Here is a 26777-nt window from a genome sequence, read left to right as displayed (position 1 = left end):
CCTTCCTTTCTAGTTGTGTTGCCTACGTTTACCGCGGTGGTAAATCAGAAATTGCCCTGGACCCAGCGTTTAAGCTTTTCCAGTACCGGTGTCTTGGGTTCGTCGCTGCTGAAGCTGCTGCCGGACATGGAGATGCCGTCGGATTGCTTTTGCAGTCCGTACAGCAGCAGCCCCACGCCGGTGGAATAGATCGGATTGCGCACGACGTCAGCCAGTCCCTTGACGCTGTGTGGTACGCCCAGGCGCACCGGCATATGAAAGATCTCTTCGGCCAGTTCGACGGCACCTTCCATCTTGGAGGTGCCACCGGTCAGAACGATCCCGGCCGGAATCAGGTCCTCGTAGCCACTGCGACGCAGCTCAGCCTGAACCAGGGTGAAGAGCTCGTCGTAACGAGGCTCGACCACTTCGGCAAGCGCTTGGCGCGACAGTTCCCGCGGCGGCCGATCCCCTACGCTGGGCACCTTGATGGTTTCGCCCGGACCGGCCAGTTTGGCCAAGGCACAAGCATATCGAATCTTGATTTCTTCGGCGTACTGGGTCGGGGTACGCAGCGCCATGGCGATGTCGTTGGTGACCTGATCGCCGGCGATCGGGATCACCGCCGTATGGCGGATGGCACCTTCGGTGAAAATGGCAATGTCGGTAGTGCCGCCGCCGATGTCCACCAGGCACACGCCCAGTTCCTTTTCATCCTCGGTGAGCACGGAGTAGGCCGAGGCCAGCTGCTCGAGAATGATGTCATCCACTTCCAGGCCGCAGCGGCGCACGCATTTCTCGATGTTCTGCGCGGCATTCACCGCGCAGGTCACCACGTGCACCTTGGCTTCCAGACGTACGCCGGACATGCCCAGCGGCTCGCGCACGCCCTCCTGGTTATCGATCACGTAGTCCTGTGCCAGGGTGTGCAGCACACGCTGGTCGGCCGGGATGGCCACGGCCTGGGCAGCATCCAGTACGCGCTCGATGTCCGCCCCGCTCACTTCGCGGTCGCGGATCGCCACGATGCCGTGGGAATTCAGGCTGCGGATATGGTTGCCGGCGATGCCGACGAAGGCCGAGTGGATACGGCAGCCAGCCATCTGCTGGGCTTCATCGATGGCGCGCTGGATCGATTGCACGGTGGATTCGATGTTCACCACCACGCCCTTCTTCAGGCCGCGCGACGGATGCGTCCCGATGCCGACGATTTCCAGCTTGCCATCGGCCGCTACCTCACCCACCAGCGCCACCACCTTGGAGGTGCCGATGTCCAGGCCGACGACCATTTTGCCGCTCTGCACGCTTGCCATGTTTATCGAAGTCTCCTCAACTCACTGCGCGGCGGTGGTCTGAGCCACCGTCGCTTCCGGCATCGGATCGCGCCAGCCTACGGCAAGGCCGTTGGGGTAGCGCATGTCGATGCGGGCAATTTTCGTAATCTGGTCTTTCAGCGCCTTGTCGTAGATGGTCACGAACCGGCGAATCTGTTCTACCGCGTGATCGCGGCCCAGCATGATCTCAACGCCCTGCGCGGTGCCCAGGGTCCAGGCGCCGCGCGAACTCATGTCCAGGCTGGCGATGGTGAAGCCCAGCGGGCGGAGCATCTGGCTGAGAATCTGGTACTGCTGCATCACTTGCTGCTGCGCACGCTGCGGGCCGGACAGGCGCGGCAGGTGCTCGTAGTTGGCCACTTCACGCGGGGCGAAAGCCTGACCCTGATTATTCAGCAGGGCTTCGTCACCCCAACGGGCGATGGGCAATTGCTCGTCCAGGCGGACAACCACCTGGTCGGGCCATACGCGACGCACTTCGGCGTGGGCGATCCAGGGCATCTGCTCCAGTTCCTGGCGCATGCCGGCCAGGTCGATGGTGAAGAAACTGGCCGACACATAGGGGCTGATCCGCTGCTGCACCGCCGCCTGGCTGATGTAGCTGAGGTCGCCTTCCACACTGACCTTGGCGATCGGCCGGTCCGCGTAAGGCAGCACGTATTGCGCACCGTAGTAGGCACCGCCGCCGAGCACACCCAGCACCAGAGGCCACAGCAGCACCTTCAGGAAGCCGAGGCTGGGCTTGGGCATGCGGGCGCTGAGCGGCTCCTTGGCCACCAGACGGCTGGCGCCGCGCGGCACCGGCTTGCGTGCCGGAGCACGGCCGATCCCGGGATTCTGGTGACGAAGCTGCGCGCCGTTCATGACTTACCCCCTTGCCTCGACGCTGTCGGCGAGGATCGCCAGCACCAGTTGCTGGAAATCCAGGCCGGCCGCGCGCGCGGCCATGGGCACCAGGCTGTGGTCGGTCATGCCCGGTGCGGTGTTCACTTCCAACAGCCAGAAGCGCCCTTGGGCGTCCTGCATCACATCGGTCCGGCCCCAGCCCTGGATGCCAAGGGCATCGCAGGCGCGCGCGGTCAGGTCCTTGAGCTCCTGTTCCTTCTCGGCATCGAGGCCGCAGGGAATCTGGTACTGGGTATCGTTGGCCAGGTACTTCGCGTCGTAGTCGTAGAAGGTGTGCGGGGTGCCCAGGCGAATGGGCGGCAGCACCTGGCCACGGAGGATCGCGACGGTGTATTCGGGGCCGCTGATCCACTGCTCGACGAGCACCTGTGGATCGAATTTCGCGGCAGCAGCCCAGGCGGCGATCAGCTCTTCCACGCTGTTCACCTTGGCCATGCCGATGCTTGAACCTTCGCTGGCCGGCTTGACGATCAGCGGGAAGCCGAGCTTCGCGGAAGCGGTGCGGCAATCGTCCTCGCTGGCAAGCACGGCGTGGTCGGGCGTCGGCAGGCCGAGGCTCAGCCACACACGCTTGGTGCGCAGCTTGTCCATGGCCAGCGCCGAAGCCAGCACGCCGCTGCCGGTGTAGGGAATGCCGGCGATTTCCAGCAGACCCTGCATGGTGCCGTCTTCACCGCCACGACCGTGGAGGATGATGAAGGCGCGGTCGATCTTCTCGCGGGTCAGACGCTCCAGCAGATCATCGCCCACGTCGATACCGAAGGCGTCCACGCCAGCGCCCTGCAGAGCCTGCAGAACCATGGCGCCGGACTTCAGCGACACCTCGCGTTCGGCGCTCTTGCCGCCGTACAGCACGGCGACGCGACCGAAGGCGCGAGGCTCGAGGGCGGATTTGAGGACGTCACTCATTGCTTCTTCCCCTCGGCGCCCGCAGCAGCGACGCCGAACATCGGATTCTTGATCAGTGCCGGAGCCAGCCCGCCGATATCGCCGGCGCCCTGGCAGAGCAGGATGTCGCCCGGACGCAGCAGCGGCTTGAGCAGCGAAGCGAGATCACCGCCGCGCTCCAGGTAGATCGGGTCGAGCTGGCCGCGCTGGCGGATGCTGTGGCACAGGTGACGGCTGTCGGCGCCAGGGATCGGCTCTTCGCCGGCCGGGTAGACCTCCATCAGCATCAGCACGTTGGCTTCGCCCAGCACCTGCACGAAGTCGTCGTACAGGTCACGGGTACGGCTGAAGCGGTGCGGCTGGTAGACCATCACCAGACGGCGCTCCGGCCAGCCACCGCGAACGGCCTTGATCACCGCTGCGACTTCGCGCGGGTGGTGGCCGTAATCGTCGACCAGCATCACGCTGCCGCCTTCCACCTGCAGGTCGCCATAGACCTGGAAGCGTCGACCGACGCCCTGGAAACCGGACAGCCCCTGGACGATGGCCTCGTCGGAAATACCTTCATCGGTGGCGATGACGATGGTCGCCAGGGAGTTCAGTACGTTGTGCAGGCCGGGCATGTTCACCGAGACGTCCAGCGGCTCGCGCTCGGGGCGCAACACGGTGAAGTAGGTGCGCATGCCTTCCTGGCGGATGTTGATAGCGCGGACGTCGGCGTCCTCGCTCAGGCCGTAGGTCACGGTCGGACGGGCAACCTGCGGCAGAATCTCGCGCACCACCGGGTCGTCCACGCAGACCACGGCCAGGCCGTAGAACGGTAGATTGTGCAGGAAGTCGACGAAGGTGCGCTTGAGCTTGTTGAAGTCGCCGCCATAGGTACTCATGTGGTCGGCGTCGATGTTGGTGACCACCGAGACCATCGGCTGCAGGTGCAGGAAGCTGGCGTCGCTCTCGTCGGCCTCGGCCACCAGGTAGCGGCTGGTGCCCAGTTGCGCGTTGGTGCCGGCGGCGTTCAGGCGGCCGCCGATGACGAAGGTCGGGTCCAGGCCGCCGGCGGCGAATACCGAGGCGATCAGGCTGGTGGTGGTGGTCTTGCCGTGGGTACCGGCGACGGCGATGCCGTGGCGATAGCGCATCAGCTCGGCGAGCATCTCGGCGCGCGGCACGACCGGCACACGGCGATCCAGCGCTGCAGCGACTTCCGGGTTCGACTTGTTCACCGCGCTGGAAACCACCAGCACGTCAGCACCGTCGGAGTTCTCCGCGCGGTGGCCGATGAAGATTTCCGCACCGAACTTTTCCAGGCGCTCGGTGACCGGCGAAGCCTTGAGGTCGGAGCCGGAGACTTCGTAACCCAGGTTGAGCAGCACTTCCGCGATACCGCACATGCCCACGCCACCGATGCCGACGAAGTGGATGCGGCGGATGCGCCGCATGGTGCGGGTGACGCCGGTGGGTTCTTTAACCACGGGCCACCTCCAGGCAGGCATCGACTACCGTGCGGGTAGCCTCGGGCTTGGCCAGGCTGCGTGCGCGAGCGGCCATGCGGGTCAGGGAATCGGGATGCATCAATACCTCGGACAACTGCGCGGCCAGTTCAGCGGCGCTGGTAGATTTCTGTGGCAGCAGGTGGGCCGCGCCCTCCCGCACCAGGAATTCGGCGTTCTTGGTCTGGTGGTCATCGATCGCGTGGGGCAGCGGCACCAGGAAGGACGGCAGGCCGGCGGCGGTCAGCTCGCTCACGGTCAGCGCTCCGGCGCGGCAGATCACCAGATCGGCCCAGGCGTAGGCGGCGGCCATGTCGGCGATGAACGGAGCTACGTCCGCTTCGACACCCGCAGCGCGATAACGCTCCGCAGTAATTTCGTCATGCTGACGACCGGCCTGATGGCGAATGGCCGGGCGAATCTCGGCCCCGATTTGCGCGAGCGCTTCGGGCAGCAGCTTGTTCAACGGCTCGGCGCCCAGGCTGCCGCCCAGAACCAGCAGGTTGACGCGGCGGCCGGCCAGCGGCGCGCGGGCGCCCTCTTCCAGGAACAGCTCGACGCGCACAGGGTTGCCGGTGGTCAGGCGCTTGGCGCTGCTGTCGAAGGTGTCCGGGAAGGCTTCGCAGACACGCTTGGCCAGCGGCGCAAGGCTGCGGTTGGCGGTGCCGGCAACGGCGTTCTGTTCATGGATCACCAGTGGCACGCCGGACAGCTTGGCGGCCAGCCCGCCCGGACCGGTGACGTAGCCGCCCAGGCCGAGCACACAGACCGGCTTGAGCTGGCGAACCACGCCCAGGGCCTGGAACAGCGACTTGAGCAGATCGAACGGCGCGCGCAACAGGGACTTGAGGCCCTTACCGCGCAGGCCGCTGACGTCGATCAGGTGCAGCGGCAGACCGGCCTTGGGTACCAGGTCGTTCTCGATGCCGCGCGGAGTGCCCAGCCAGTGCACGCTGTAGCCGCGTGCCTGGAATTCACGGGCGCAGGCCAGGGCCGGGAACACGTGTCCGCCGGTGCCGCCCGCCATGATCAGGACGTTACCTTTCATCGGCAAAGTCCTCTTCGCTGAATTCATATTCCTCGCTGCCCATCACGGTGCGGCGTTCCCATTCGATGCGCAGCAGCATTCCCAGCTGGGCACAGCAGATCACCAGGGAGCTGCCGCCGTAGCTGAGGAATGGCAGGGTCAGGCCCTTGGTCGGTAGCAGGCCGACGTTCACGCCCACGTTGATCAGGAACTGACCGATCCACAGGAAGGCCAGCCCGTAGGCGACGTAGGCGGAGAAGTACTGTTTCGACTGCTCAGCCCAGATGCCGATGTACAGCGCACGCAGGCTGACGAAGACGAACAGGGCCACGGTGGCCATGGCGCCGACGATGCCCAGCTCTTCAGCGAGGACCGCGAACACGAAGTCGGTGTGCGCCTCGGGCAGGTAGAACTGCTTCTGGATGCTGTTGCCCAGGCCCATGCCGGTCCAGCCGCCACGACCAAAGGCGATCAGCGCCTGGCTAAGCTGGTAGCCCGCGCCGAACTGGTCGGCCCAGGGGTCGGTGAAGTTGGTCAGGCGCGCCATCCGGTAAGGCTGGGTCTGGATCAACAGGACCACGGCGCCCACTGCCAGCGCCACCATCAGGCCGAAGCGGAACAGGCCCACGCCGCCGAGGAACAACATCGCAGCGGCCGCGCCCATCATCACCACGGTGGCGCCGAAGTCGGGCTCGCGCAGCAGCAGGCCGGCCATCGGCAGCAGCACCACGAAAGGCTTGAAGAAGCCCAGCCAGCTCTCGCGCACTTCTTCCTGTCGGCGGACGAGGTAGCCGGCCATGAAGATCACCACGAAGACCTTGGCGATCTCCGAGGGCTGGATGTTGAACAGGCCGAAGCCGATCCAGCGCATGGAGCCGTTCACCTCGCGGCCGATGCCGGGGGTGATCACCATCACCAGCAGCAGGAAGGCCACGGCGAGCAGCTTCCAGCCCCAGCGCTGCCAGGTTTCCATCGGCACCATCATGGTCACGCCGCAGGCGACGAAGCCGATGGCGAGGTAGATCAGGTGGCGGACCGAGAAGTACAGCGGGTTGCCGGACTGCGCCGCGGCGACTTCGGAGGATGCCGAAGTGACCATCACCAGACCGAGGCCGAGCAGCGCCAGACAACCCGCGAGCAGCGGGAAGTCGATGTCGATGCCATTGCGGCTGATCAGCGGGGACGGATAAGGGCGCAGGAAGGAGAACATCAGGCGAGCTCCTCCACGGCCTTGGCGAACAGACGTCCGCGTTCTTCGTAGTTCTTGAACATGTCCAGGCTCGCGCAGGCCGGCGACAGCAGCACGGCGTCACCCGGCAGAGCCAGGTCGGCAGCGTGCTCGACGGCTTCTTCCAGGGTATTCACGCGGACCTTCGGTACGGCGTTGCCAATGGCGGCACTCACCAGCTCGGCGTCACGCCCCAGCAGCACCACGGCGCGGCAATGCTGCGCAACCGGGTCACGCAGATCATGGAAGTCGGCGCCCTTGCCGTCGCCACCGGCGATCAGCACCAGCTTGCCGTCGATGTCGGCGCCCAGGCCTTCGATGGCCGCCAGGGCGGCGCCAACGTTGGTGGCCTTGGAGTCGTCGTAGTAGCTCACGCTGTTTCGCTCACGCACCCACTGGCAGCGGTGAGCGAGGCCGGCGAACTCACGCAGGGTCTGCAGCATCGGCTCGAACGGCAGGCCGACAGCGTGCCCCAAGGCCAGTGCGGCCAGTGCATTGGACTGGTTGTGCGCGCCACGGATCTTCAGCTCACGGGCCGGCATCAGTTTGTCGAACTGGAATGCCAGCCACTTCTCCCCGTCTTCTTCGATCAGGCCGAAGCCCTTGAAGTCCGGCTTGTTGGTGCCGAACGTCCAGCACGGCACGTTGTCGGCGACCAGCGGACGGCTCAGCGCGTCGGCACGGTTCACCACGACCTGCTTGGCGCCGCGGAAGATGCGGTGCTTGGCCAGGTGGTAATCGGCCATGCCGTCGTAGCGATCCATGTGGTCTTCGCTGACGTTCAGGCAGGTGGCGACTTCGGCGTTCAGACGCTCGCAGGTTTCCAGCTGGAAGCTGGACAGCTCCACCACGTACAGCTCGACGTCATCGGCCAGCAGGTCCAGCGCCGGGGTTCCGAGGTTGCCGCCAACGGCGACGCGCTTGCCGGCGGCCCTGGCCATGTCGCCCACCAGGGTGGTGACGGTGCTCTTGGCGTTGGAACCGGTGATGGCGACGATGGGCGCCTTCGCGTGACGCGCGAACAGGTCGACGTCGCCGGACATGCGCACGCCACGGGCGGCAGCTTCGATCAGCGCCGGCACGCGCAGCGACAGGCCTGGGCTCACGAAGAGCTCCTGGGCGCGGCAGAGGAAATCGGCGTCAAGGTCACCACAGCGCACCTCGACCTGCGGATACTGCTCGCGCAGGGTCGCCAGCTCCGGCGGATTCGCGCGCGTATCGGCCACGGCAAAAGGCACGCCCTGGCGCGCCAGGTAGCGCACCAGGGACATGCCGCTCTTGCCGAGGCCGACAACGATGCGGAATTGGTCGGAAGCGATCAGGCTCATGCTCGATCAGTCCTCAACGCAGTTTCAACGTGGCCAGGCCGATCAGCACGAGAATCACCGTGATGATCCAGAAGCGCACGATCACGCGCGGTTCAGGCCAGCCTTTGAGTTCGAAGTGGTGGTGGATCGGCGCCATGCGGAACACCCGCTTGCCGGTCAACTTGAAGGAGGCGACCTGGATCACCACCGACAGGGTTTCCATGACGAACACGCCACCCATGATGAACAGCACGATTTCCTGGCGGACGATCACGGCGATGGTGCCCAGCGCGGCGCCCAGCGCCAGCGCGCCGACGTCACCCATGAACACCTGGGCCGGGTAGGTGTTGAACCAGAGGAAGCCCAACCCTGCGCCGACGATGGCGCCGCAGAAGATGATCAGCTCGCCCGCGCCCGGCACACTCGGGATGAACAGGTATTCGGCGAATTTGATGTTGCCCGACAGGTAGCAGAAGATCCCCAGCGCGCCGCCGACCATCACGGTGGGCATGATCGCCAGGCCGTCGAGGCCGTCGGTCAGGTTCACCGCGTTGCTGGAGCCGACGATCACGAAGTAGGTCAGCACCACGAAGAAGATGCCCAGCGGGATCTCGACGTTCTTCAGCATCGGCACGATGAGGGTAGTCTCGACCGGCGTCTCGGCAGTCATATAGAGGAAGATCGCCGCGCCCAGGCCGAATACCGACTGCCAGAAATACTTCCAGCGGCTCGGCAGGCCGCGGGAGTTCTTCTCGATTACCTTGCGGTAGTCATCCACCCAGCCGATGGCGCCGAACAGCAGGGTCACGGCCAGCACGACCCAGACGTAACGGTTCGACCAGTCGGACCACAGCAGCGTGCTGATGGCGATGGCGGTGAGGATCAGCGCGCCACCCATCGTCGGCGTGCCCTTCTTGGACAGGTGCGATTGCGGGCCGTCGTTGCGCACGGACTGGCCGATCTGGCGGATCTGCAGGGTGCGGATCATCCACGGGCCCAGCCAGAGCGACAGGGCGAGCGCGGTCAGCACACTCAGGATGCCGCGCAGGGTCAGGTACTGGAAGACGCCGAAGCCCTTGTAGAACTGTTGCAGGTACTCGGCGAGCAGCAGCAGCATTTAGTGAATCTCCTCGGAGGAACCACACAGCGCCGCGACGACCTTGTCCATCGCCGCGCTGCGGGAACCCTTGATCAGAATGGTGGTGGTCGATGCTTCGTCGGCCAGGGCGCTGATCAGGCTGGCCTGATCGGCGAAGTGCCGGCCCGCGGAACCGAACGCCTGCACGGCGTGGCTCATCAACGGTCCGACGGCATAGAGCGCGGTGACTTTGCCAATGGCGTAGGTTCCCACTTCGCGGTGGGAAGATTCCGCCCACGCGCCCAGCTCGCCCATGTCCCCGAGGACCAGGACGGTCCGGCCGGAAAAGCCGGCGAGTATATCAATCGCCGCGCAGATTGAAGCCGGGTTGGCGTTGTAGCTGTCGTCGATCACACGCATGCCATTCGTCGCCAGCTGGGCTACGGCGCGACCCTTGACCGGCTGCAGGTTCTGCAGGCCGGAAACGATCCCGACCAGCGGCACGCCAAGGGCATGAGCGGCTGCGGCAGCGGCCAGCGCATTCGTGACGTTGTGCTCACCCAGCAGATTCAGCTGGACGGCAGCCTCGCCGGCCGGGCCCTGCAGGGTGAAACCCGGGCAACCACGAGCATCACGCTTTACATCGCTGGCGCGGAAATCGGCGCGCGCATCGTGCAGGCCGAAACTGGAGATACGACGACCGGCAGCACGGGCCTGCCAGGTATCAAAGGCCTTGTCGTCGCGATTGAGGATGGCCACGCCGTCGGCAGCCAGCCCCTCGAGAATCTCGCCCTTGGCCAGGACAATCTTGTCCTGGCCGCCGAACTCACCCACATGGGCGGTGCCGGCGTTGGTGATGATGGCGACCTGCGGGCGGGTCAGCGCGACGGTGTAGGCAATCTCGCCGACACGATTGGCGCCCAGCTCGATGACCGCACTCTTGTGCTCAGGCGCCAGCTGCAACAGGGTCAGCGGTGCGCCGAGGTCGTTGTTCAGGTTGCCGCGGGTCGCCAGGACTTCGCCCTGGGTCCGCAGGATGCTGGCAAGCATCTCCTTCACGGTGGTCTTGCCGCTGGAGCCCGTCACAGCCGCGACGCGACCGGTAAAGGCAGCACGGTTCAGCGCGCCAAGCTGGCCCAGCGCGATACGGGTATCTGCCACGATCAGTTGCGGCAGCGGCGCACCGGCGACTTCGCGCTCGACCAGGGCAGCAACCGCGCCCTTGGCGGCGACGTCAGCCAGGTAGTCGTGGCCGTCGAAACGCGGACCGGTCAGGGCAATGAACAGCTGGCCGGGCACGATGGCGCGGCTGTCGGTGCTCACGGCGTCGAAGCTGGTGTCGGCGCCGACCACACGGCCTTGCAGCGCACCAGCGACCTCGTTGAGCGAAAGGGGTTTAAGCACGCTTCACCTCCCAGGCAGCCAGCGCCTTGGCGGCTTGTTCCAGATCGGAGAACGGGTGGCGAACACCGTCGATCTCCTGGTAATCCTCATGACCCTTGCCGGCCAGCAGCACGACGTCATCGACGCCGGCAGCGGCGATCAGGCGAGCGATGGCTTCGCCGCGGCCGGGCACGAACTCCACCACTTCGGGCTTGGCGAAACCGGCACGGATGTCGGCGATGATCGCCTCGCTCTTCTCGGTGCGCGGGTTGTCATCGGTAACCAGCACGCGGTCGGCATGCTGTTCGGCGATCTGCGCCATGATCGGGCGCTTGCCGCTGTCACGGTCGCCGCCGCAGCCGAACAGGCAAAGCAACTGGCCATGTACGTGCGGACGCAGGGCCAGCAGGACTTTTTCCAGCGCGTCCGGGGTGTGGGCGTAGTCCACGACCACCAGCGGCTTTTCGCCGCCGCCCAGGCGCTGCATGCGGCCGATCGGCCCTTCCAGCTGCGGCAGCACCTTGAGCACGTCGCCCAGCGGGTAGTCCAGCCCCAGCAGAGCGCCGACCACGGCCAGCAGGTTGCTCAGGTTGAACTTGCCCAGCAGCGAGCTGCGCAGGAGGCCTTCGCCCTGCGGGGTGACGATCTGCGCTTGCACGCCGGCATCGCTGAAGGTGGCTTCGCGGCAATAGATGTAGGCCGACGGGTCGCTCAGGCTGTAACCCATCAGTCGGGATTCTTGGGACTCGGCAGCCAGCTGGCGGCCGAAGTCGTCGTCCAGGTTGATCACCCGGCAACGCAGGCCTTGCCAGGCGAACAGCTTGGCCTTGGCGGCGCCGTAGGCTTCCATCGAGCCGTGGTAGTCCAGATGGTCGCGGGACAGGTTGGTGAACACCGCCACATCGAAGCCCAGCGCCGCAACGCGGCCCTGTTCCAGGCCGTGGGAGGACACTTCCATGGCAACGGCCTTGGCGCCAGCCTGTTTCAGGCGTGCCAGGGTCGCCTGCACGGCAAGCGGGTCAGGCGTGGTGTGGCGACCGCTTTCCAGCGCGCCATAGAAACCGGTGCCGAGGGTGCCGACGATGCCACAGCGTTCGCCGAGCAGGTCCAGCGCCTGGGCCACCAGCTGGCTGACGCTGGTCTTGCCGTTGGTACCGGTCACGCCGACCAGTTCGACGCCACGGCTGGGTTCGCCGTAGAAGCGCCCGGCGATAGCGGACAGCTGCTTGGCGAGGCCCTTGATGGCAATCATCGGCACATCGCTGGGTGGCAGGTCTACAGCCCCCTCTGCTTCATAGGCGACAGCGGCTGCACCCTGGGTGAGCGCGGCGGCAATGTGCCCGCGGCCGTCCTGACGGCCACCCGGCACAGCCAGGAACAGGTCGCCCGGCTTGACGGTGCGGCTGTCCAGGGTCAGCTCACGGATCAGTTCGCCACTTTCGGCTTGCGGCAGCAGTTGATTCAGGCTCATCGGCATCAGCCACGCCCTCCTTTGGCAGCGGGCGCAGCATCAGCTTGTTGCTGCGGGGTCGCCGGCAGGTTGTCCGGCGGCACGTTCATCAGGCGCAGCGTGCCGGACATCACCTTGCTGAACACCGGCGCGGAGACCAGACCACCGAAGTAGCCGGCCTTGCTGGGTTCATCGATGACCACCACGGCGACGTAGCGCGGGTTGTTCATTGGCGCGAAGCCGGCGAACAGGGAGCGGTAGGAGTTTTCGGCATAGCCCTTGGCGCCGGTCGCGGTCTTGCGCGCGGTACCGGACTTGCCGGCAACGTGGTAACCCGGCACCTGGGCGCGGTACACGCCGTTCGGCGCTTCGATCACTTGTTGCAGCATGCCCTGCATGGTCTTGGCGACCGGCTCGGGGATGACCTGGGTGGCTTCGGCCGGACGATCGGCGCGGACCATGGTCAGCGGAACGCTGCGACCATTGTTGGCCAGCGCCGCATAGGCATGGGCGAGCTGGATGGCAGTGACGGACAGGCCGTAGCCGTAGGAAAGGGTCGCAGTTTCTGCCTTGCGCCATTCCCGGTAGTTCGGCAGGTTGCCGACACGCTCGCCGGGGAAGCCCAGGCCGGTGTCCTGACCGAGGCCGACCTTCTGCATCAGGCTGTAGATGGCCTCACCACCGATATCGAAAGCGACCTTGCTCATCCCCACGTTACTGGAGCGGATCAGGATGCCGGTCAGGTCCAGCACCGGCCCCTCGGTACGGGACACGTCACGAATGGTGTAGCGGCCGATCTGCAGGGTGCCGGGGTAGACCTCGACCTTGTCGGTGGGTTTCCAGCGGCCGGTTTCCAGCGCCGCACTCATGGAGAACGGCTTCATGGTCGAACCCGGCTCGAACACGTCGATCATGGCGCGGTTGCGCATCATCGCCGGCTGCAGGTTGCGACGGTTGTTCGGGTTGTAGGTCGGCTGGTTGGCCATGGCCAGCACTTCGCCGGACTTCACGTCGAGGATCACCAGGCTGCCGGCCTTGGCGCCGTTCTCCACCAGCGCATTGCGCAGCTCGCGGTTGGCGAGGTACTGCAGGCGCAGGTCGATGGACAGGGCCAGGGTCTTGCCGGCCTTGGCGTTGCGGGTGACCTGCACATCGCGAATCAGATGGCCACGGCGGTCCTTGAGCACCTGGCGCTTGCCCGGCACGCCGGCCAGCCAGCTGTCGAAGGCCAGCTCCACACCTTCACGGCCGCGGTCGTCGACGTCGGTGAAGCCCACCACCTGCGCGGCGACTTCGCCGGACGGGTAGAAGCGGCGGAATTCTTCAACCGAATAGACGCCAGGGATGCGATGGGTCTTCACCTGGGCCATCACGGCCTCGCCCTGCTCCGGAGTCAGGCCACGGACCAGATAGATGAACTCCTTGTCGGCGTTCGCGTCCAGGCGCTCGGACAGCGCCGCCTTGGGCTGGCCAAGGGCGTCAGCGAGGAAGCCCCACTTTTCACGCTCGAGCACCAGCTCCTTGGGGTTGGCCCAGAGCGTGGCAACCGGGGTACTCACGGCCAGCGGTTCGCCATTACGGTCGGTAATCAGGCCACGGTGCGCGGGAATGGTGATGTGCCGCACGCTGCGCGCATCACCCTGGCCCTTGAGGAAATCATGGTCGATGACGTGCAGGTCGACGATCCGCCAGGCGATCGCCGCCACCATCGCCAGCAGCAGGGCGATGACGACGCGGAAGCGCCAGGGATAGCGAGCGCCGGCCAGGTCTCTCATGGCGCCACCATGATGATTTCGGTCGGATCGGGCACGCGCATCTTCAGTTGGTCAGTCGCCAGGCCCTCGATGCGGCTGTGGGCCGTCCAGGTGCTCTGTTCGAGGATCAGGCGGCCGTACTCGGCCTGCGCCTTGTCGCGAATGTTGAGCTCGGCGTACAGCGAGTTGAGCAACTGGCGGTTCCAGTACGCGCTATAGGAAACGGAGATGGCCGACAGCAGCACACCGATGAACAGCAGCAACATGAAGAAGCTGCCGGTCGGCAGGCGCTTGGAGAAGAGCCGGCTCATCTGAGCTTCTCCGCGATGCGCATGACTGCGCTGCGCGAGCGCGGGTTGGCCTTGAGTTCAGCCTCGGAGGCGTAGACCGGCTTGCCGATCAGCTTCATGCGCGGGTCAAAAGGCTTGACCTGAATCGGCAGGTTGCGCGGCAGGTTGTCCGCCTCGCCCTTCACCTGCTTGCGCATGAACTGTTTGACGATGCGGTCCTCCAGCGAATGGAAACTGATCACCACCAGGCGCCCGCCCACGGCCAGGCCTTCCAGCGCGGCTTCGAGACCCCGCTCCAGATCGCCCAGCTCGTTATTGATGAAGATCCGCAGCCCCTGGAAGGCTCGGGTAGCCGGGTTCTTACCCTTCTCCCAGGCCGGATTGGCCTCGGTGATCACGGCCGCCAGATCGGCGGTGCGCTCGAACGGCGCTTCCGCACGGCGCTGCACGATGGCGCGAGCCATGCGCTTGGCGAAACGCTCCTCGCCGTAGTCCTTGAACACGCGGGCGATCTCGTCTTCCGCCGCAGTGGCGATCCACTGCGCCGCGCTGACGCCCTGGTCCGGGTTCATGCGCATGTCCAGCGGGCCGTCATTGAGGAAGCTGAAGCCGCGCTCGGGGTCATCCAGCTGCGGCGAGGACACGCCAAGGTCCAGCAGAACCCCATTCACGCTGCCCTGCAGGCCACGCGCGGTGAACTCTTCCGCCATCTCGGCGAAGGACCTTTGCACAATGACGAAGCGGCCGTCTTCGGCCGCCAGTGTTTTTCCCGTCGCGATGGCTTGGGGATCCTTGTCGAACCCGAGCAGTTGACCGCCCGGCCCGAGCTTGCCGAGCAAGGCCCGGCTGTGCCCTCCCCTTCCGAAGGTTCCGTCCACATAGCGGCCGCCCTCCAGGGGGGCCAGCGCTTCTACGGCCTCCTCGAGCAGAACGGTGATGTGTTGGAAGGTACTGGTCACAGGCAGGCTCACAGAATAAGGTCGCGCAATTCATCCGGCAGGCCGCCGGGCTCTTTGATGGCTGCGAGATCGGCCTCGGCAACCGCATTCCATTTGTCTTCGTCCCACAACTGGAACTTGTTCAGCTGGCCGACCAGCATCGCCTTCTTGTCCAGGCCGGCGTACTCGCGCAGGCGCGGCGGAATGAGAAAACGCCCGGCGCCATCCAGCTCCAGGTCAACGGCATTACCAATCAGCAAACGCTGCAGGCGCCGCGTTTCTTCACGCAGCGAGGGCAGTTCGCGCAGCTTGGCTTCGATGAGTTCCCATTCAGGGAGGGGGTATACGGTGAGGCAGGTGTCGACGGCATCGATGGTGACGATGAGCTGGCCATTGCAACGCGAAACGAGCTCGTCACGATACCGACTCGGCATCGCGAGGCGCCCTTTGGCGTCGAGACTGATGGCGTTAGCTCCGCGAAACACGTCAGCGCTTCCCCTGTGGTTGGCTATCCATGCCTGTTGATCCCACTTTTACCCACTTCGTACCACTTCCGCACACTATAGAAATCCGCGCTCCCCACCGTCAAGGCGAGCCAGAGGGGAAAAATCCTTACAGGACCGAGATTTAGCGTGCTTTTGCGAGGTTCGAGGAGGGAATTTGACGCGCCAGGAAAGAGAAAAGCCCAGTGTTTTCAAAACACTGGGCTTTCACACTTAAAGTGATTTCTTAAGTTCGTAGCTTCTTCCGGTCAGCGACAAATGGTCATGTGGGAAGAAGTGGAGAGAAAGTGGTGAGAGTCGATCTGTAAGCCGGGTTCTGTCGAGGACAGCCATTCCTCTGGGACATACATCACTGCATGCCTCAAGCGATCTACCCGAACCCAACGCGGGCCGCGCCAATGGGTTCCTATTTGATCTTGCTCCGAGTGGGGTTTACCTAGCCACGAACTGTTGCCAGCCGTGCGGTGCGCTCTTACCGCACCTTTTCACCCTTACCGGCGCTTGCGCGCTTAGGCGGTTATTTTCTGTGGCACTTTCCGTAGGCTCGCGCCTCCCAGGCGTTACCTGGCACTCTGCCCTATGGAGCCCGGACTTTCCTCCACCCCGTGGTGGAACACCACGGAACAGCGACTGTCCAATCGACTCTCAGTCCGCAAGATTAGCGGTTGACGACGTTCAGGACAAGCTCAAGCCTTGCCCTGGCGCTCCAGTGCGAGCTGGTAAAGCTGGTTCTTGCGTGCCCCGGTGATCTCCGCGGCAAGCGCTGCAGCGCGCTTGACCGGCAGCTCCGCCAGCAGCAGATCGAGTACCCGCAAAGTCTGCGCGTCCACCGCCTCATCGCCTTCCGGCGCGGGTTTTCCAGCCACCAGCAGCACGCATTCGCCCCGCTGCTGGTTACTGTCGGACGCCACGAATTCGCGCAACTCGCCCAGCGGCAGCCCCTTCAGGGTCTCGAAAGTCTTGGTCAGTTCACGGGCCAGCAGCGCCGGCCGTTCGTCGCCAAAGATTGTCGCCATGTCCTCGATGCATTCCAGCACACGGTGCGGCGCCTCGTAGAAGATCAGGGTGCGCGGCTCATCCACCAGCGCCTCCAGGCGCCCACGACGACCGGCGACCTTGGCGGGCAGGAAGCCTTCGAAGACGAAACGATCCGACGGCAGGCCGGCGGCAGAAAGCGCGGCGATCAGCGCGCAGGCCCCCGGCACCGGCACCACGGCAATGCCTGCCGCACGCGCCTGGCGCACCAGGTGGTAGCCCGGATCGGAAATCAGCGGCGTGCCCGCATCGGAGATCAGCGCGACATCCTCGCCCGCCTGCAGCTTGGTGAGGAAGCGCCCACCCTGCTCCCGCTCGTTATGCTCGTGGCAGGCAGCCAGCGGCGTCTGGATGCCGAAGTGCTGCAGCAGGCGCACGGAATGACGGGTGTCTTCGGCCGCGATCAGGGCCACGTCGGCCAGCACCTTCAGCGCCCGAGCGCTGATGTCGTCCAGGTTGCCAATGGGAGTGGCCACCACATAGAGAGTGCCAAGGGTCACGCGCTAACCTCGCCGGAAGTATCTGAAAAAGCCGCATTGTATCCCGATTCCGGCAGCCGCCATCGCGCCACCCTCGCCGCTTGGGTACAATCGGCAGCTCTTTGAATGCGTCACGAGAAGCCCGACATGATCGCTCGCCTGCGTCCGCTATCCGCTCTGTTCCTGGCCGGCATGCTCGCCGCCTGTGCATCCTCCCCGTCGTCCAACCTCGGCGAACTGCCGCGCACCCCGGACGCCAGCATCGAACAGCTGCTGCAGCAGGCCTCCACCGCCAAGCCGGACGAAGCCGCCGTCCTGCGCTTGTCCGCTGCCGATCTGGCCTACAAGCAGAAGGATCTCGGCCGCTCCACGCAGATCCTCGATCAGATCCCGATGGACAGCTTGAAGCCCGCCCAGCAGGTCTTCGCCAGCACCCTGCGTGCCCAGCTCGAACTCGCCCGCAACAAGACCAAGGCCGCCCTGAAAGCTTTCGACAACCCCAGCTTCCAGCGCCTGGGCGAAATGCCCGTGGACCTGCAGGCCCGTGCCGGCATGGTCAAATCCCTGGCCCTGGCCGCCGACGGCCAGACCCTGAGCGCCGCCCGCGAGCGCGTGTTCATCGATCCTCTGCTGAACGCCGAAGCCAGCAAGGCCAACCATGAAGAAATCTGGAAACTGGTGTCCAGCCTGCCCCTGGACCAGATGCAGGCCAGCAGCAACGAAGGCGACCTGAACGGCTGGCTGGAGCTGGCGCGCATCACCAAGTCTTCCTCGACCCTGAAGGAACAACAGTCGAACATCGACAACTGGGTCGCACAGAACCCGGATCACCCGGCCGCCAAGCAACTGCCTGACGCCCTGACCAAGCTGAAGTCCCTGGCCGCCCAGCCGCTGAACACCATCGGCCTGCTGCTGCCGCAACAGGGCCAGCTCGCCTCCGTCGCCCGCGCTCTGCAGGACGGCTTCCTCGCCGCCCACTACCAGGCCCAGCAGAGCGGCCAGGCGCAGCCGGCAATCAAGCTCTACGACAGCAGCCAGGTGCGCTCGCTAGACGAGTTCTACCGCCAGGCCCAGGCCGATGGCGTACAACTGGTCGTCGGCCCGCTGGAGAAGAATCTGGTCAAGCAGATGAGCAGCCAGCCGCAACTGCCGATCACCACCCTGGCGCTGAATTACGCCGACGGCAACCAGGAAGGTCCGGCCCAACTGTTCCAGTTCGGCCTGTCCGCCGAGGACGAGGCCCGCGAAGTCGCCAACCGCGCCTGGAACGACGGCATGCGCCGCGCCGTGGCCCTGGTGCCACGCGGTGAGTGGGGCGACCGCGTACTTGCCTCCTTCAGCCGCAACTGGCAGGCCGCTGGCGGCACCCTGATCGCCGCCGAGCACGTCGACCAGCCGGTGGAACTGGCCCGCCAGATCGCCGACCTGCTGCAACTGCGCCAGAGTGAAGGCCGCGCCAAGCGCCTACAGGGTGTGCTCGACAGCAGCGTCGACACCCAGCCGTCGCGCCGCCAGGACATCGACTTCATCTTCCTCGCCGCCACCCCGCAGCAGGCCCGCCAGATCAAGCCGACCCTGGCATTCCAGTACGCCGGTGACCTGCCCGTCTACGCCACCTCCAACCTGTACACCGGCGTAAACAACCCGGCGCAGGACCAGGATCTGAACGGCATCCGCTTCTGCGAGACCCCGTGGCTGCTGAACCCGAACAATGCCCTGCGCCAGCAGGTCGCCGCGCAGTGGCCAACAGCCAACGGCAGCCTCGGCCGCCTTTACGCCATGGGTGCCGACGCCTACCAACTGGCCCCGCGCCTGCCGGAACTCAAGGCCGTGCCGAGCATGCAGGTGGACGGCCTGACCGGCACCCTGAGCGTCAGCGCCGGCCAGCGCGTTGAACGCCGTCTGCCCTGGGCCGAGTTCAAGAATGGCCAGGTCCAGCCGCTGGAGAACAGCGGTATTTGATCGGCAACAGCCCTACCCAGAAGGCCGGGCGGCTGGCCGAAGCCGCCGCCCTGACCCACCTGGAACAGCATGGATTGCGCCTCCTGGCGCAGAACTGGACATGCCGCCGAGGCGAGCTTGATCTGGTCATGCTGGACGGCGATACAGTAGTATTCGTCGAAGTTCGCTCCCGCCGGCATTCGGCCTGGGGAGGAGCGCTGGAAAGCGTGGACTGGCGCAAGCGACAGCGCCTGGCCATCTCCGCCGAACTCTTCCTGCAACAGAACGCCCGCTGGAGCAGTCATCCCTGCCGGTTCGACATCGTCGCCATCGACGCGCGCGTCCCAGGCTCCGCAGGGCAATTGAACTGGATTCCCAACGCTTTTGACACCTGATCAGACGCCCGACGAAAGGTCACACCTGATGGACATGCAATCCCGTATCCGCCAGCTCTTCCATGCCAGCATCGAGACCAAGCAACAGGCTACCGAGGTGCTCATCCCGCATATCGAGCAGGCCAGCATGGTCATGGTCAATGCCCTGCTGAACGAGGGCAAGATTCTCTCCTGCGGCAACGGCGGCTCCGCCGGCGACGCCCAGCACTTCTCTTCCGAACTGCTGAACCGCTTCGAGCGCGAGCGCCCGAGCCTGCCGGCAGTCGCGCTGACCACCGACAGCTCCACCATCACCTCGATCGCCAACGACTACAGCTACAACGAAGTCTTTTCCAAGCAGATCCGCGCCCTGGGCCAACCCGGCGATGTACTGCTGGCGATTTCCACCAGCGGCAACTCGGCGAACGTCATTCAGGCGATTCAGGCCGCACATGATCGCGAAATGGTTGTCGTAGCTCTGACCGGCCGCGACGGCGGCAACATGGCATCGTTGCTGCTGCCCGAAGACGTGGAAATCCGCGTTCCGGCCAAGGTCACCGCACGCATCCAGGAAGTCCACCTGCTGGTCATCCACTGCCTGTGCGACCTAATCGACCGTCAACTGTTCGGGAGTGAAGAATGACCCGCACCCCTCTGATCGCAGCCGCACTGGCCGTGACCATGGCACTGGGTGGCTGCAGCAGCTTTGTCAGCGCCACCCGCGACAAGCCGATCGACGATGACAAGGGCACCCGCACCCTTGGCAGCAAGATCGACGACTCGCTGATCGAAACCAAGGTGGCGGTGAACGTCGCCAAGGCCGATGCAGACCTCGACCGCAACTCCCACGTCGTGGTGATCAGCTACAACGGCGTGGTACTGCTGGCCGGCCAGACACCCCGCGCCGACCTGAAGAACAAGGCCGAGCAGGCCGCCAAGGAAGTGCAGAAGGTCAAGACCGTGCACAACGAGCTGCAGATCCTGCAGCCCTCCTCCCTGGCCGCCCGCAGCAACGACACCTGGCTGACCACCAAGATCAAGAGCCAGATGCTCGCTGACGCGAACGTGCCCTCCACCCGCATCAAGGTCCTGACCGAGAACGGCATCGTCTACATGCTGGGCCTGGTGACCCGCAAGGAAGGCGACCTGGCCACCCAGGTGGTGCAGGGCGTGGACGGCGTACAGAAGATCGTCCGCCTGTTCGAGTACATCGACTGATCACTCGATTGCAGACATGAAAAAGGCGACCCTCGGGTCGCCTTTTTTATTACTTCACCACCTTGAGGCTCGGCCGGCCACTGGGGCGCGGCGGCTCGTCAGAGGGGCCGTCATCGGGAAGGTCCTCGTCATCGGTGGGTACCGGCGGCTCCAGATCGAAGACCATGCCCTGGCCGTTCTCCCGCGCGTAGATGGCCATCACCGCCTGTGACGGGACGTACAAGCTCTGCGCAACGCCACCGAAGCGACCTTCGAAGCTGACCGCCTCGTTGTCCATCTGCAGGTGGCGCACTGCGGTCGGCGAGACGTTGAGCACGATCTGGCCGTCGCTGGCATAACCCGGCGGAACCCGCACCCCCGGGTACTCGGAGTTCACCAGGATATGCGGCGTGCAGCCGTTGTCGACGATCCACTCATAGAGGGCTCGCACGAGGTAGGGACGACTGGAGTTCATCATCAGGCTCCTTAGCGCATATCACGTTCGATAGAGGACAGGCTCGCACGGAAAGTTTCCCGCGCAAACTGCCGCTCCATGTAATCCAGCAGAGGCTTCGCCGGCCGCGGAAGCTCAATGCCCAGGATCGGCAGGCGCCAGAGGATCGGCAGCAGGCAGCAATCCACCAGGCTCAGCTCGTCACTGAGGAAGAACGCCTTGTCGGCGAACAGCGGCGACACTCCAGTCAGGCTCTCACGCAACTCCTTGCGCGCCAAGGCTCGTTCGGCATCCTTGCGGCGGGTCTCGAGGATACGATCCACCAGGCTGCACCAGTCGCGCTGGATGCGGTGCATCAGCAGGCGGCTGTTGGCGCGGGCTACCGGATAGACCGGAAGCAGCGGCGGGTGTGGATAACGTTCATCGAGGTACTCCATGACCACCGTCGACTCGTAGAGCGCGAGATCACGATCCACCAGGGTCGGCAGGCTGCCATAGGGATTCACTTCGGCGAGTTTGGCCGGGATGTTGCCGACAGGCACGTCAATGATGTCGGCGACGACGCTCTTCTCGGCCAGCACCAGGCGCACGCGATGGCTGTAATGGCAGGAAGGGTCGGAGAAGCAGGTGAGCTTGTTGATTGCGGCCATGCCGCGCGCCTCCTCGCAGGATCTTCTTGTGGGAGGTAGAAAAACGCACGCGCGCCCCGTAGGGCGCGCGCTTGTTACTACGACGGATGGTGCTTAGTGCACGTCCTTCCAGTATTCACGCTTGAGCAGATAGGCGAATACGAAGAAGAAGGCCAGGAACAGCAGAACGTAGGTGCCGATGCGGTGAGAATCCAGCTTGTTCGGGTCAGCCGAATAAGCCAGGAAGGTCACCAGGTTCTTCACCTTCTCGTCGAACTGAGCTTCGGTCAGCTGGCCGGATTTCGGCACGATGGTCAGCTGGTCGCAGGCTTCGTGGGTCAGCGGGGTACCAGTCAGAGGATCGTACTGCTTCTTGCCATCCTCGACGACCTGAACCTGCTTGCAACCGACGACCTGGCGACCCTGCAGGCTCACCAGCACGTTCGGCATGCCGACGTTCGGGAAGATCTTGTTGTTCACGCCCCATGGGCGCTTGGGATCTTCGTAGAACGAACGCAGGTAGGTGTACAGCCAGTCAGCACCACGAACGCGGGCCACCAGAGTCAGGTCCGGCGGCGCAGCACCGAACCATGCCTTGGCGTCGGCCGGCTTCATGCCGATGTCCATGTGGTCGCCGATCTTCGCACCGGTGAACACCAGGTGGCTCATCATCAGCTCTTCCGGGATACCCAGATCACGGCCAACACGTTCATAACGCTGGAACTTGGCGCTGTGGCAGCCCATGCAGTAGTTGGCAAAGGTACGCGCGCCATCCTGCATGGCGGCCTTGTCGGTCAGGTCGATATCGACCTTGTCCAGGGCCGGGCCATGGCCTTCGGCGGCGAAGCCGAAGACAGGCAGCAGAGCCAGAACAAATGCAGCGAATTGCTTTTTCATCAGCCAGTCACCCTTTCCGGAACCGGTTTGGTTTTCTCCATCCGGGTGTAGAACGGCATCAGGATGAAGAAGGCGAAATACAGAATGGTGCACAGGCGGGACAGCGTGGTACCCAGCGGCGACGGCGCTTGCGAGCCGTAGTAGCCAAGGATCACGAAGGAAACCGCGAAGATCACCAGCCAGATCTTGCTCAGCCAGCCCTTGTAGCGGATCGAGCGAACCGGGCTACGGTCGAGCCACGGCAGCACGAACAGCACGGCGATGGCGGCGCCCATGGCGATAACACCCATCAGCTTGTCCGGAACGGCGCGCAGGATGGCGTAGAACGGAGTGAAGTACCAAACCGGAGCGATGTGCTCGGGGGTCTTGAACTGGTTCGCCATCTCGAAGTTGGGCTTCTCGAGGAAGAAACCGCCCATTTCCGGGAAGAAGAAGATCACGGTGCAGAAGACGAACAGGAAGACCACGACACCGACGATGTCCTTCACGGTGTAGTACGGGTGGAACGGGATGCCATCCAGCGGGATGCCGTTCTCGTCTTTCTTCTTCTTGATGTCCACGCCGTCGGGGTTGTTCGAGCCGACTTCGTGCAGCGCCAGGATGTGCAATACGACCAGGCCGAGCAGGACGATCGGCAACGCGATCACGTGCAGGGCGAAGAAGCGGTTCAGAGTGATACCGGAGATCAGGAAGTCACCACGGATCCACTGGGCCAGGTCTTCGCCGACGACCGGGATGGCGCCGAACAGCGAGATGATCACCTGGGCACCCCAGTAGGACATCTGGCCCCAGGGCAGCAGGTAGCCCATGAAGGCCTCGGCCATCAGGGCGAGGTAGATCAGCATGCCGAAGATCCACACCAGCTCGCGGGGCTTCTGATACGAACCGTACAGCAGACCACGGAACATGTGCAGGTAGACGACCACGAAGAACGCCGATGCACCGGTGGAGTGCATGTAGCGGATAATCCAGCCGTAATCTACATCTCGCATGATGTACTCGACGGACGCGAAAGCTTCTTCGGCCGACGGGGTGAAGCTCATGGTCAGCCAGATACCGGTGAGGATCTGGTTAACCAGGACGAGCAGTGCGAGGGAGCCGAAGAAGTACCAGAAGTTGAAGTTCTTCGGGGCGTAGTACTTGCTCAGATGGTCTTCCCACATCTTGGTCGCGGGGAAGCGGGCATCGACCCAAGCCATGAACTTGTTCATCAGGCTTTCTCCTGGTCCACACCGATGGTCAGCTCGTCACCATCAAGCGAATAAGGCGGAATCGGCAGGTTCAGGGGCGCGGGCTGTCCCTTGTAAACGCGGCCGGCGAGGTCGTAATGGGAGCCGTGGCACGGGCAGAAGTAGCCACCTTTCCAATCCGGACCGAGGTCTGCGGGAGCGACTTCCGGGCGGAAGGTCGGCGAGCAGCCCAGGTGGGTACAGATGCCGACGATCACAGCCAGTTCAGGCTTGATCGAGCGCACCTTGGGATCGACGTACGCCGGCTGGTCCGAAGCCTTCGACTCGGGGTCGGCCAGTTGCCCGTCGAGGGTCGGCAGCGCGTCCAGCATTTCCTTGGTGCGATGCACCAGGAATACGGGCTTGCCGCGCCACTCAGCGATCACCTGCTGGCCCGGCTCGATCTTCCCTACGTTGACCTTCACCGGCGCGCCAGCGGCCTTCGCCTTGGCACTGGGGAACCATGACCCCACGAACGGGACCGCAGCTCCGACCGCTCCTGCCGCACCAACCACCGAAGTGGCCGCGACAAGGAAGCGACGCCGGCCTGCATTCACGCCGTCATTACTCATTCAGTCGTCTCCCATCAGCTTCAAGCCTGTTCAAATCAGGCTTTTAAGTAAAAATTCGAGCCGCGCAAAAAATTCGCCAAATGGTAAAGAAAAGCCCTTGTGATGACAAGGTAATAGCCTGTTACGCAACCCCTGGAACCCTTGCCCCGCGCGGCTTGCGCGGATGCGACACCTTGCCGCACGAACTTATTGAAGACATAAAAAAACGCCCAGTCCAAAGGATCTGGGCGTTTTTTTCGAAGCGTCGTATTAACGCTTGGAGTACTGCGGACGCTTACGCGCTTTGCGCAGACCGACTTTCTTACGCTCAACTTCGCGGGCGTCGCGAGTGACGTAGCCGGCTTTACGCAGCGAGCTGCGCAGGGTCTCGTCGTACTCGATCAGAGCGCGGGTGATACCGTGACGGATCGCACCAGCTTGACCGCTTACGCCACCGCCGACGACGGTTACGTAGATATCGAACTTCTCGGTGTTCTCGGTCAGCTCGAGCGGCTGACGGACAACCATGCGAGCGGTCTCACGACCGAAGAACTGCTCGATGGAGCGGTTGTTGATGGAGATCTTGCCAGTGCCCGGACGCAGGAAGACGCGAGCGGTAGCGGTCTTACGACGGCCAGTGCCGTAATTTTGAGTCGCCGACATAATGAGCTATCCCGTTAAATCTTCAGTTCTTGAGGCTGCTGAGCGGTGTGCGGGTGGTTGGCACCCTTGTACACTTTCAGCTTGCGGTACATGTCGCGGCCCAGCGGGTTCTTCGGCAGCATGCCTTTGACGGCAGTCTCGATAACACGCTCAGGAGCCTTGGCGATCAGCTTCTCGAAGTTGATCGACTTGATACCGCCCGGGAAGCCCGAGTGATGGTAGTACATCTTGTCGGTAGCTTTGGCGCCAGTGACACGAACCTGCTCGGCGTTGATGACGACGATGTAGTCGCCGGTGTCAACGTGCGGGGTGTATTCCGGCTTGTGCTTGCCGCGCAGGCGGGTAGCAATCTCGGTAGCCAGACGACCCAGGGTCAGGCCAGCAGCGTCGACGACGAACCAGTCGCGCTTAACAGTTTCTGGTTTCGCGGTATAAGTTTTCATTCGTTATAGCCTCAGGGGCCGCCTGAAAATAAGACGGCGAATCTTACTGGACAGTGGTTGCCTTGACAAGTCAAGGACAGCCGAAGACAGACACGAATTGGGGCTCGGGTCGGTGTGCGTCCGTAACGACTAGATGTATCGATCGGCAGGCTTTGGCATCCCCCACCGATGAAAGGCTGCGGAATTATGCAGATTCCGGCAGAATTTTCAACCGTCTTACGCACTTGTTTTCATGAGGAGACCTGCATGGAGTACCGCCCGCTCGGCCGCACCGAACTGAAAGTCAGCGCCCTCTGCCTGGGGACCATGACCTGGGGCGAGCAGAACACGCAAAGCGAGGCCTTCGCCCAGATCGAACGAGCCAAGGCCGCCGGTCTGAATTTCATCGATACCGCAGAGATGTACCCGGTGCCGCCGCGCGCGGAAACCTACTCCCGCACCGAGCAGATCATCGGCAACTGGTTCGCCCAGCGCGGCGATCGCGCCGACTGGGTGCTCGCCAGCAAGATCGCCGGCCCCGGCAATTCCATCAGCCACATCCGTGACGGCCAGCCGAAGCTCGACCGCAAGAACATCGTCGCGGCGCTGGACGGCAGCCTCAAGCGCCTGCAGACCGACTGGATCGACCTCTACCAGCTGCACTGGCCCGAGCGCAGCACCAACTTCTTCGGCCAACCGGGCTACCAGCACAAGGAAGAAAGCTTCACCGCACTGGAGGACACCCTGGAGGCCCTGGACGAGCAGGTTCGCGCCGGCAAGATCCGCCACGTCGGCCTGTCCAACGAAACGCCCTGGGGCACCATGCGCTTCCTGCAGATCGCCCAGGATCGCGGCTGGCCGCGCGCGGTGTCGATCCAGAACCCCTACAACCTGCTCAACCGCAGCTTCGAGGTGGGCCTGGCAGAAGTCGCCATCCGCGAGCAGATCGGCCTGCTGGCCTACTCCCCCCTGGCCTTTGGCATGCTCTCGGGCAAGTACTTCGGTGGCGCGCGCCCGGCCAATGCGCGGATTACCCTGTTCAGCCGCTTCACCCGCTACACCAACCCGCAGACCGCCAGCGCCTGCGACCGCTACGTCACCCTGGCCCGCGAGCACGGTCTGGACCCGGCGCAGATGGCTCTGGCCTTTGTCACCAGCCGACCGTTCGTGACCAGCAACATCATCGGCGCGACTAACCTCGAACAACTGGAAGCCAATCTCGGCAGCTTCGAGCTGAAGCTCTCCGACGAGGTGCTGGCCGGCATCGAGGCGATCCACAAGGATCAGCCGAACCCGGCCCCCTGATCGTCTGCGCGCCACGAAAAAGCCCGGCCAATGCCGGGCTTTTTTC

The 26777-nt window shown here is 64.2% G+C and carries 27 protein-coding genes and 1 other RNA gene; 5 read left to right on the top strand and 23 right to left on the bottom strand.

Annotated elements, in window-relative coordinates; translation table 11 throughout:
* Window positions 1-44: 44 nt before the first annotated feature.
* From ftsA to rsmI, 16 genes are all read right to left on the bottom strand, one after another.
* The gene (gene ftsA / locus IB256_RS19845; protein ID WP_045209630.1) at window positions 45-1292 is read right to left on the bottom strand and encodes a cell division protein FtsA; all 1248 of its coding nucleotides are present in this window, start codon (window positions 1290-1292) and stop codon (window positions 45-47) included.
* A gap of 21 nt (window positions 1293-1313) precedes the next feature.
* Window positions 1314-2177, bottom strand: a complete 864-nt coding sequence (locus tag IB256_RS19840) for a cell division protein FtsQ/DivIB (protein WP_192289953.1) — start codon at window positions 2175-2177, stop codon at window positions 1314-1316.
* Between the two features lie 3 nt (window positions 2178-2180).
* Entirely contained in the window at window positions 2181-3128 is a 948-nt protein-coding gene (locus tag IB256_RS19835) for a D-alanine--D-alanine ligase (RefSeq protein ID WP_192289955.1), read from the bottom strand.
* Window positions 3125-4579: a UDP-N-acetylmuramate--L-alanine ligase gene (gene murC / locus IB256_RS19830; RefSeq protein WP_192289957.1), complete on the bottom strand. Its 1455-nt coding sequence runs from the start codon at window positions 4577-4579 to the stop codon at window positions 3125-3127. Before murC ends, IB256_RS19835 begins: the two co-directional genes overlap by 4 nt.
* On the bottom strand, window positions 4572-5645 hold the full coding sequence (gene murG, locus IB256_RS19825; RefSeq protein WP_192289959.1) for an undecaprenyldiphospho-muramoylpentapeptide beta-N-acetylglucosaminyltransferase: 1074 nt from the start codon (window positions 5643-5645) through the stop codon (window positions 4572-4574). Before murG ends, murC begins: the two co-directional genes overlap by 8 nt.
* Complete coding sequence (ftsW, locus tag IB256_RS19820) at window positions 5635-6834, bottom strand: putative lipid II flippase FtsW (protein WP_045209625.1); 1200 nt, start codon at window positions 6832-6834, stop codon at window positions 5635-5637. Before ftsW ends, murG begins: the two co-directional genes overlap by 11 nt.
* Window positions 6834-8180 carry a UDP-N-acetylmuramoyl-L-alanine--D-glutamate ligase gene (gene murD, locus IB256_RS19815; RefSeq protein ID WP_192403777.1) on the bottom strand — a complete coding sequence of 449 codons (1347 nt, stop codon included), beginning with the start codon at window positions 8178-8180 and terminating at the stop codon, window positions 6834-6836. Before murD ends, ftsW begins: the two co-directional genes overlap by 1 nt.
* A 13-nt stretch (window positions 8181-8193) precedes the next feature.
* Window positions 8194-9276 (bottom strand): phospho-N-acetylmuramoyl-pentapeptide-transferase, encoded by a 1083-nt coding sequence (gene mraY, locus IB256_RS19810; RefSeq protein WP_081517491.1) that lies wholly within the window; start codon window positions 9274-9276, stop codon window positions 8194-8196.
* Entirely contained in the window at window positions 9277-10641 is a 1365-nt protein-coding gene (locus IB256_RS19805) for a UDP-N-acetylmuramoyl-tripeptide--D-alanyl-D-alanine ligase (protein WP_192403775.1), read from the bottom strand.
* Complete coding sequence (locus IB256_RS19800) at window positions 10634-12097, bottom strand: UDP-N-acetylmuramoyl-L-alanyl-D-glutamate--2,6-diaminopimelate ligase (protein WP_192403773.1); 1464 nt, start codon at window positions 12095-12097, stop codon at window positions 10634-10636. The genes IB256_RS19805 and IB256_RS19800 overlap by 8 nt, the downstream gene beginning before the upstream one ends.
* Window positions 12097-13845, bottom strand: coding sequence for a peptidoglycan D,D-transpeptidase FtsI family protein (locus IB256_RS19795; RefSeq protein ID WP_081517488.1), 1749 nt, complete (start codon window positions 13843-13845; stop codon window positions 12097-12099). The genes IB256_RS19800 and IB256_RS19795 overlap by 1 nt, the downstream gene beginning before the upstream one ends.
* Window positions 13842-14135 (bottom strand): cell division protein FtsL, encoded by a 294-nt coding sequence (gene ftsL, locus IB256_RS19790; protein ID WP_192289967.1) that lies wholly within the window; start codon window positions 14133-14135, stop codon window positions 13842-13844. Before ftsL ends, IB256_RS19795 begins: the two co-directional genes overlap by 4 nt.
* The gene (rsmH, locus tag IB256_RS19785) at window positions 14132-15073 is read right to left on the bottom strand and encodes a 16S rRNA (cytosine(1402)-N(4))-methyltransferase RsmH (protein WP_192289969.1); all 942 of its coding nucleotides are present in this window, start codon (window positions 15071-15073) and stop codon (window positions 14132-14134) included. Before rsmH ends, ftsL begins: the two co-directional genes overlap by 4 nt.
* A gap of 8 nt (window positions 15074-15081) precedes the next feature.
* A complete protein-coding gene (mraZ, locus tag IB256_RS19780; protein ID WP_081517487.1) occupies window positions 15082-15537 on the bottom strand; it encodes a division/cell wall cluster transcriptional repressor MraZ in 456 nt (151 codons plus the stop codon).
* Window positions 15538-15844: 307 nt separating this feature from the next.
* Window positions 15845-16201, bottom strand: an RNA gene (gene rnpB / locus IB256_RS19775) — RNase P RNA component class A.
* Between the two features lie 40 nt (window positions 16202-16241).
* Window positions 16242-17090, bottom strand: coding sequence for a 16S rRNA (cytidine(1402)-2'-O)-methyltransferase (gene rsmI / locus IB256_RS19770; protein WP_192289973.1), 849 nt, complete (start codon window positions 17088-17090; stop codon window positions 16242-16244).
* Between the two features lie 126 nt (window positions 17091-17216).
* Here rsmI and IB256_RS19765 point away from each other — a divergent pair, with 126 nt between their 5' ends.
* The 4 genes from IB256_RS19765 to IB256_RS19750 are packed head-to-tail and all read left to right on the top strand — an operon-like array spanning window position 17217 to window position 20602.
* The gene (locus tag IB256_RS19765; RefSeq protein ID WP_192403771.1) at window positions 17217-19031 is read left to right on the top strand and encodes a penicillin-binding protein activator; all 1815 of its coding nucleotides are present in this window, start codon (window positions 17217-17219) and stop codon (window positions 19029-19031) included.
* Window positions 19028-19405, top strand: coding sequence for a YraN family protein (locus tag IB256_RS19760; RefSeq protein ID WP_192289976.1), 378 nt, complete (start codon window positions 19028-19030; stop codon window positions 19403-19405). The genes IB256_RS19765 and IB256_RS19760 overlap by 4 nt, the downstream gene beginning before the upstream one ends.
* Before the next feature lie 28 nt (window positions 19406-19433).
* Window positions 19434-20027 carry a phosphoheptose isomerase gene (locus tag IB256_RS19755; RefSeq protein ID WP_017518113.1) on the top strand — a complete coding sequence of 198 codons (594 nt, stop codon included), beginning with the start codon at window positions 19434-19436 and terminating at the stop codon, window positions 20025-20027.
* Window positions 20024-20602, top strand: coding sequence for a BON domain-containing protein (locus IB256_RS19750; protein WP_192289978.1), 579 nt, complete (start codon window positions 20024-20026; stop codon window positions 20600-20602). The genes IB256_RS19755 and IB256_RS19750 overlap by 4 nt, the downstream gene beginning before the upstream one ends.
* 49 nt (window positions 20603-20651) lie before the next feature.
* Here IB256_RS19750 and IB256_RS19745 read toward each other — a convergent pair whose 3' ends face one another.
* The 7 genes from IB256_RS19745 to rplM form a co-directional block, all read right to left on the bottom strand.
* Window positions 20652-21056 (bottom strand): ClpXP protease specificity-enhancing factor, encoded by a 405-nt coding sequence (locus IB256_RS19745; protein WP_081517483.1) that lies wholly within the window; start codon window positions 21054-21056, stop codon window positions 20652-20654.
* Between the two features lie 11 nt (window positions 21057-21067).
* On the bottom strand, window positions 21068-21685 hold the full coding sequence (locus tag IB256_RS19740) for a glutathione S-transferase N-terminal domain-containing protein (RefSeq protein WP_192403769.1): 618 nt from the start codon (window positions 21683-21685) through the stop codon (window positions 21068-21070).
* Between the two features lie 93 nt (window positions 21686-21778).
* Complete coding sequence (locus IB256_RS19735; protein ID WP_081517481.1) at window positions 21779-22561, bottom strand: cytochrome c1; 783 nt, start codon at window positions 22559-22561, stop codon at window positions 21779-21781.
* Entirely contained in the window at window positions 22561-23772 is a 1212-nt protein-coding gene (locus IB256_RS19730) for a cytochrome b (protein WP_045209611.1), read from the bottom strand. The genes IB256_RS19735 and IB256_RS19730 overlap by 1 nt, the downstream gene beginning before the upstream one ends.
* Window positions 23772-24362 (bottom strand): ubiquinol-cytochrome c reductase iron-sulfur subunit, encoded by a 591-nt coding sequence (petA, locus tag IB256_RS19725; protein WP_081517479.1) that lies wholly within the window; start codon window positions 24360-24362, stop codon window positions 23772-23774. The genes IB256_RS19730 and petA overlap by 1 nt, the downstream gene beginning before the upstream one ends.
* Window positions 24363-24611: 249 nt before the next feature.
* Window positions 24612-25004 carry a 30S ribosomal protein S9 gene (gene rpsI, locus IB256_RS19720; RefSeq protein ID WP_015475858.1) on the bottom strand — a complete coding sequence of 131 codons (393 nt, stop codon included), beginning with the start codon at window positions 25002-25004 and terminating at the stop codon, window positions 24612-24614.
* 14 nt (window positions 25005-25018) lie between these two features.
* Window positions 25019-25447, bottom strand: coding sequence for a 50S ribosomal protein L13 (gene rplM / locus IB256_RS19715; protein WP_015475857.1), 429 nt, complete (start codon window positions 25445-25447; stop codon window positions 25019-25021).
* Between the two features lie 246 nt (window positions 25448-25693).
* Between rplM and IB256_RS19710 the strand changes: the two genes are divergently transcribed.
* Window positions 25694-26731, top strand: coding sequence for an NADP(H)-dependent aldo-keto reductase (locus tag IB256_RS19710; protein ID WP_192403767.1), 1038 nt, complete (start codon window positions 25694-25696; stop codon window positions 26729-26731).
* Window positions 26732-26777: the final 46 nt, after the last annotated feature.

The organism is Pseudomonas sp. PDM17 (assembly GCF_014851985.1).
GTDB lineage: Bacteria > Pseudomonadota > Gammaproteobacteria > Pseudomonadales > Pseudomonadaceae > Pseudomonas.
This window is presented reverse-complemented; position numbering and strand designations above follow the sequence as displayed.

What these genes read in the sequence shown, in the direction of transcription:
- IB256_RS19710 (WP_192403767.1), top strand. Translation starts at nt 25,694, where the DNA reads ATGGAGTACCGCCCGCTCGGCCGCACCGAACTGAAAGTCAGCGCCCTC.
- IB256_RS19740 (WP_192403769.1), bottom strand. Translation starts at nt 21,685, where the DNA reads ATGGCCGCAATCAACAAGCTCACCTGCTTCTCCGACCCTTCCTGCCAT.
- ftsA (WP_045209630.1), bottom strand. Translation starts at nt 1,292, where the DNA reads ATGGCAAGCGTGCAGAGCGGCAAAATGGTCGTCGGCCTGGACATCGGC.
- IB256_RS19745 (WP_081517483.1), bottom strand. Translation starts at nt 21,056, where the DNA reads ATGAACTCCAGTCGTCCCTACCTCGTGCGAGCCCTCTATGAGTGGATC.
- rpsI (WP_015475858.1), bottom strand. Translation starts at nt 25,004, where the DNA reads ATGTCGGCGACTCAAAATTACGGCACTGGCCGTCGTAAGACCGCTACC.
- IB256_RS19750 (WP_192289978.1), top strand. Translation starts at nt 20,024, where the DNA reads ATGACCCGCACCCCTCTGATCGCAGCCGCACTGGCCGTGACCATGGCA.
- IB256_RS19800 (WP_192403773.1), bottom strand. Translation starts at nt 12,097, where the DNA reads ATGCCGATGAGCCTGAATCAACTGCTGCCGCAAGCCGAAAGTGGCGAA.
- petA (WP_081517479.1), bottom strand. Translation starts at nt 24,362, where the DNA reads ATGAGTAATGACGGCGTGAATGCAGGCCGGCGTCGCTTCCTTGTCGCG.
- IB256_RS19795 (WP_081517488.1), bottom strand. Translation starts at nt 13,845, where the DNA reads ATGAGAGACCTGGCCGGCGCTCGCTATCCCTGGCGCTTCCGCGTCGTC.
- mraY (WP_081517491.1), bottom strand. Translation starts at nt 9,276, where the DNA reads ATGCTGCTGCTGCTCGCCGAGTACCTGCAACAGTTCTACAAGGGCTTC.
- IB256_RS19735 (WP_081517481.1), bottom strand. Translation starts at nt 22,561, where the DNA reads ATGAAAAAGCAATTCGCTGCATTTGTTCTGGCTCTGCTGCCTGTCTTC.
- IB256_RS19765 (WP_192403771.1), top strand. Translation starts at nt 17,217, where the DNA reads ATGATCGCTCGCCTGCGTCCGCTATCCGCTCTGTTCCTGGCCGGCATG.
- IB256_RS19835 (WP_192289955.1), bottom strand. Translation starts at nt 3,128, where the DNA reads ATGAGTGACGTCCTCAAATCCGCCCTCGAGCCTCGCGCCTTCGGTCGC.
- rplM (WP_015475857.1), bottom strand. Translation starts at nt 25,447, where the DNA reads ATGAAAACTTATACCGCGAAACCAGAAACTGTTAAGCGCGACTGGTTC.
- IB256_RS19840 (WP_192289953.1), bottom strand. Translation starts at nt 2,177, where the DNA reads ATGAACGGCGCGCAGCTTCGTCACCAGAATCCCGGGATCGGCCGTGCT.
- IB256_RS19755 (WP_017518113.1), top strand. Translation starts at nt 19,434, where the DNA reads ATGGACATGCAATCCCGTATCCGCCAGCTCTTCCATGCCAGCATCGAG.
- IB256_RS19730 (WP_045209611.1), bottom strand. Translation starts at nt 23,772, where the DNA reads ATGAACAAGTTCATGGCTTGGGTCGATGCCCGCTTCCCCGCGACCAAG.
- murD (WP_192403777.1), bottom strand. Translation starts at nt 8,180, where the DNA reads ATGAGCCTGATCGCTTCCGACCAATTCCGCATCGTTGTCGGCCTCGGC.
- ftsL (WP_192289967.1), bottom strand. Translation starts at nt 14,135, where the DNA reads ATGAGCCGGCTCTTCTCCAAGCGCCTGCCGACCGGCAGCTTCTTCATG.
- murG (WP_192289959.1), bottom strand. Translation starts at nt 5,645, where the DNA reads ATGAAAGGTAACGTCCTGATCATGGCGGGCGGCACCGGCGGACACGTG.
- ftsW (WP_045209625.1), bottom strand. Translation starts at nt 6,834, where the DNA reads ATGTTCTCCTTCCTGCGCCCTTATCCGTCCCCGCTGATCAGCCGCAAT.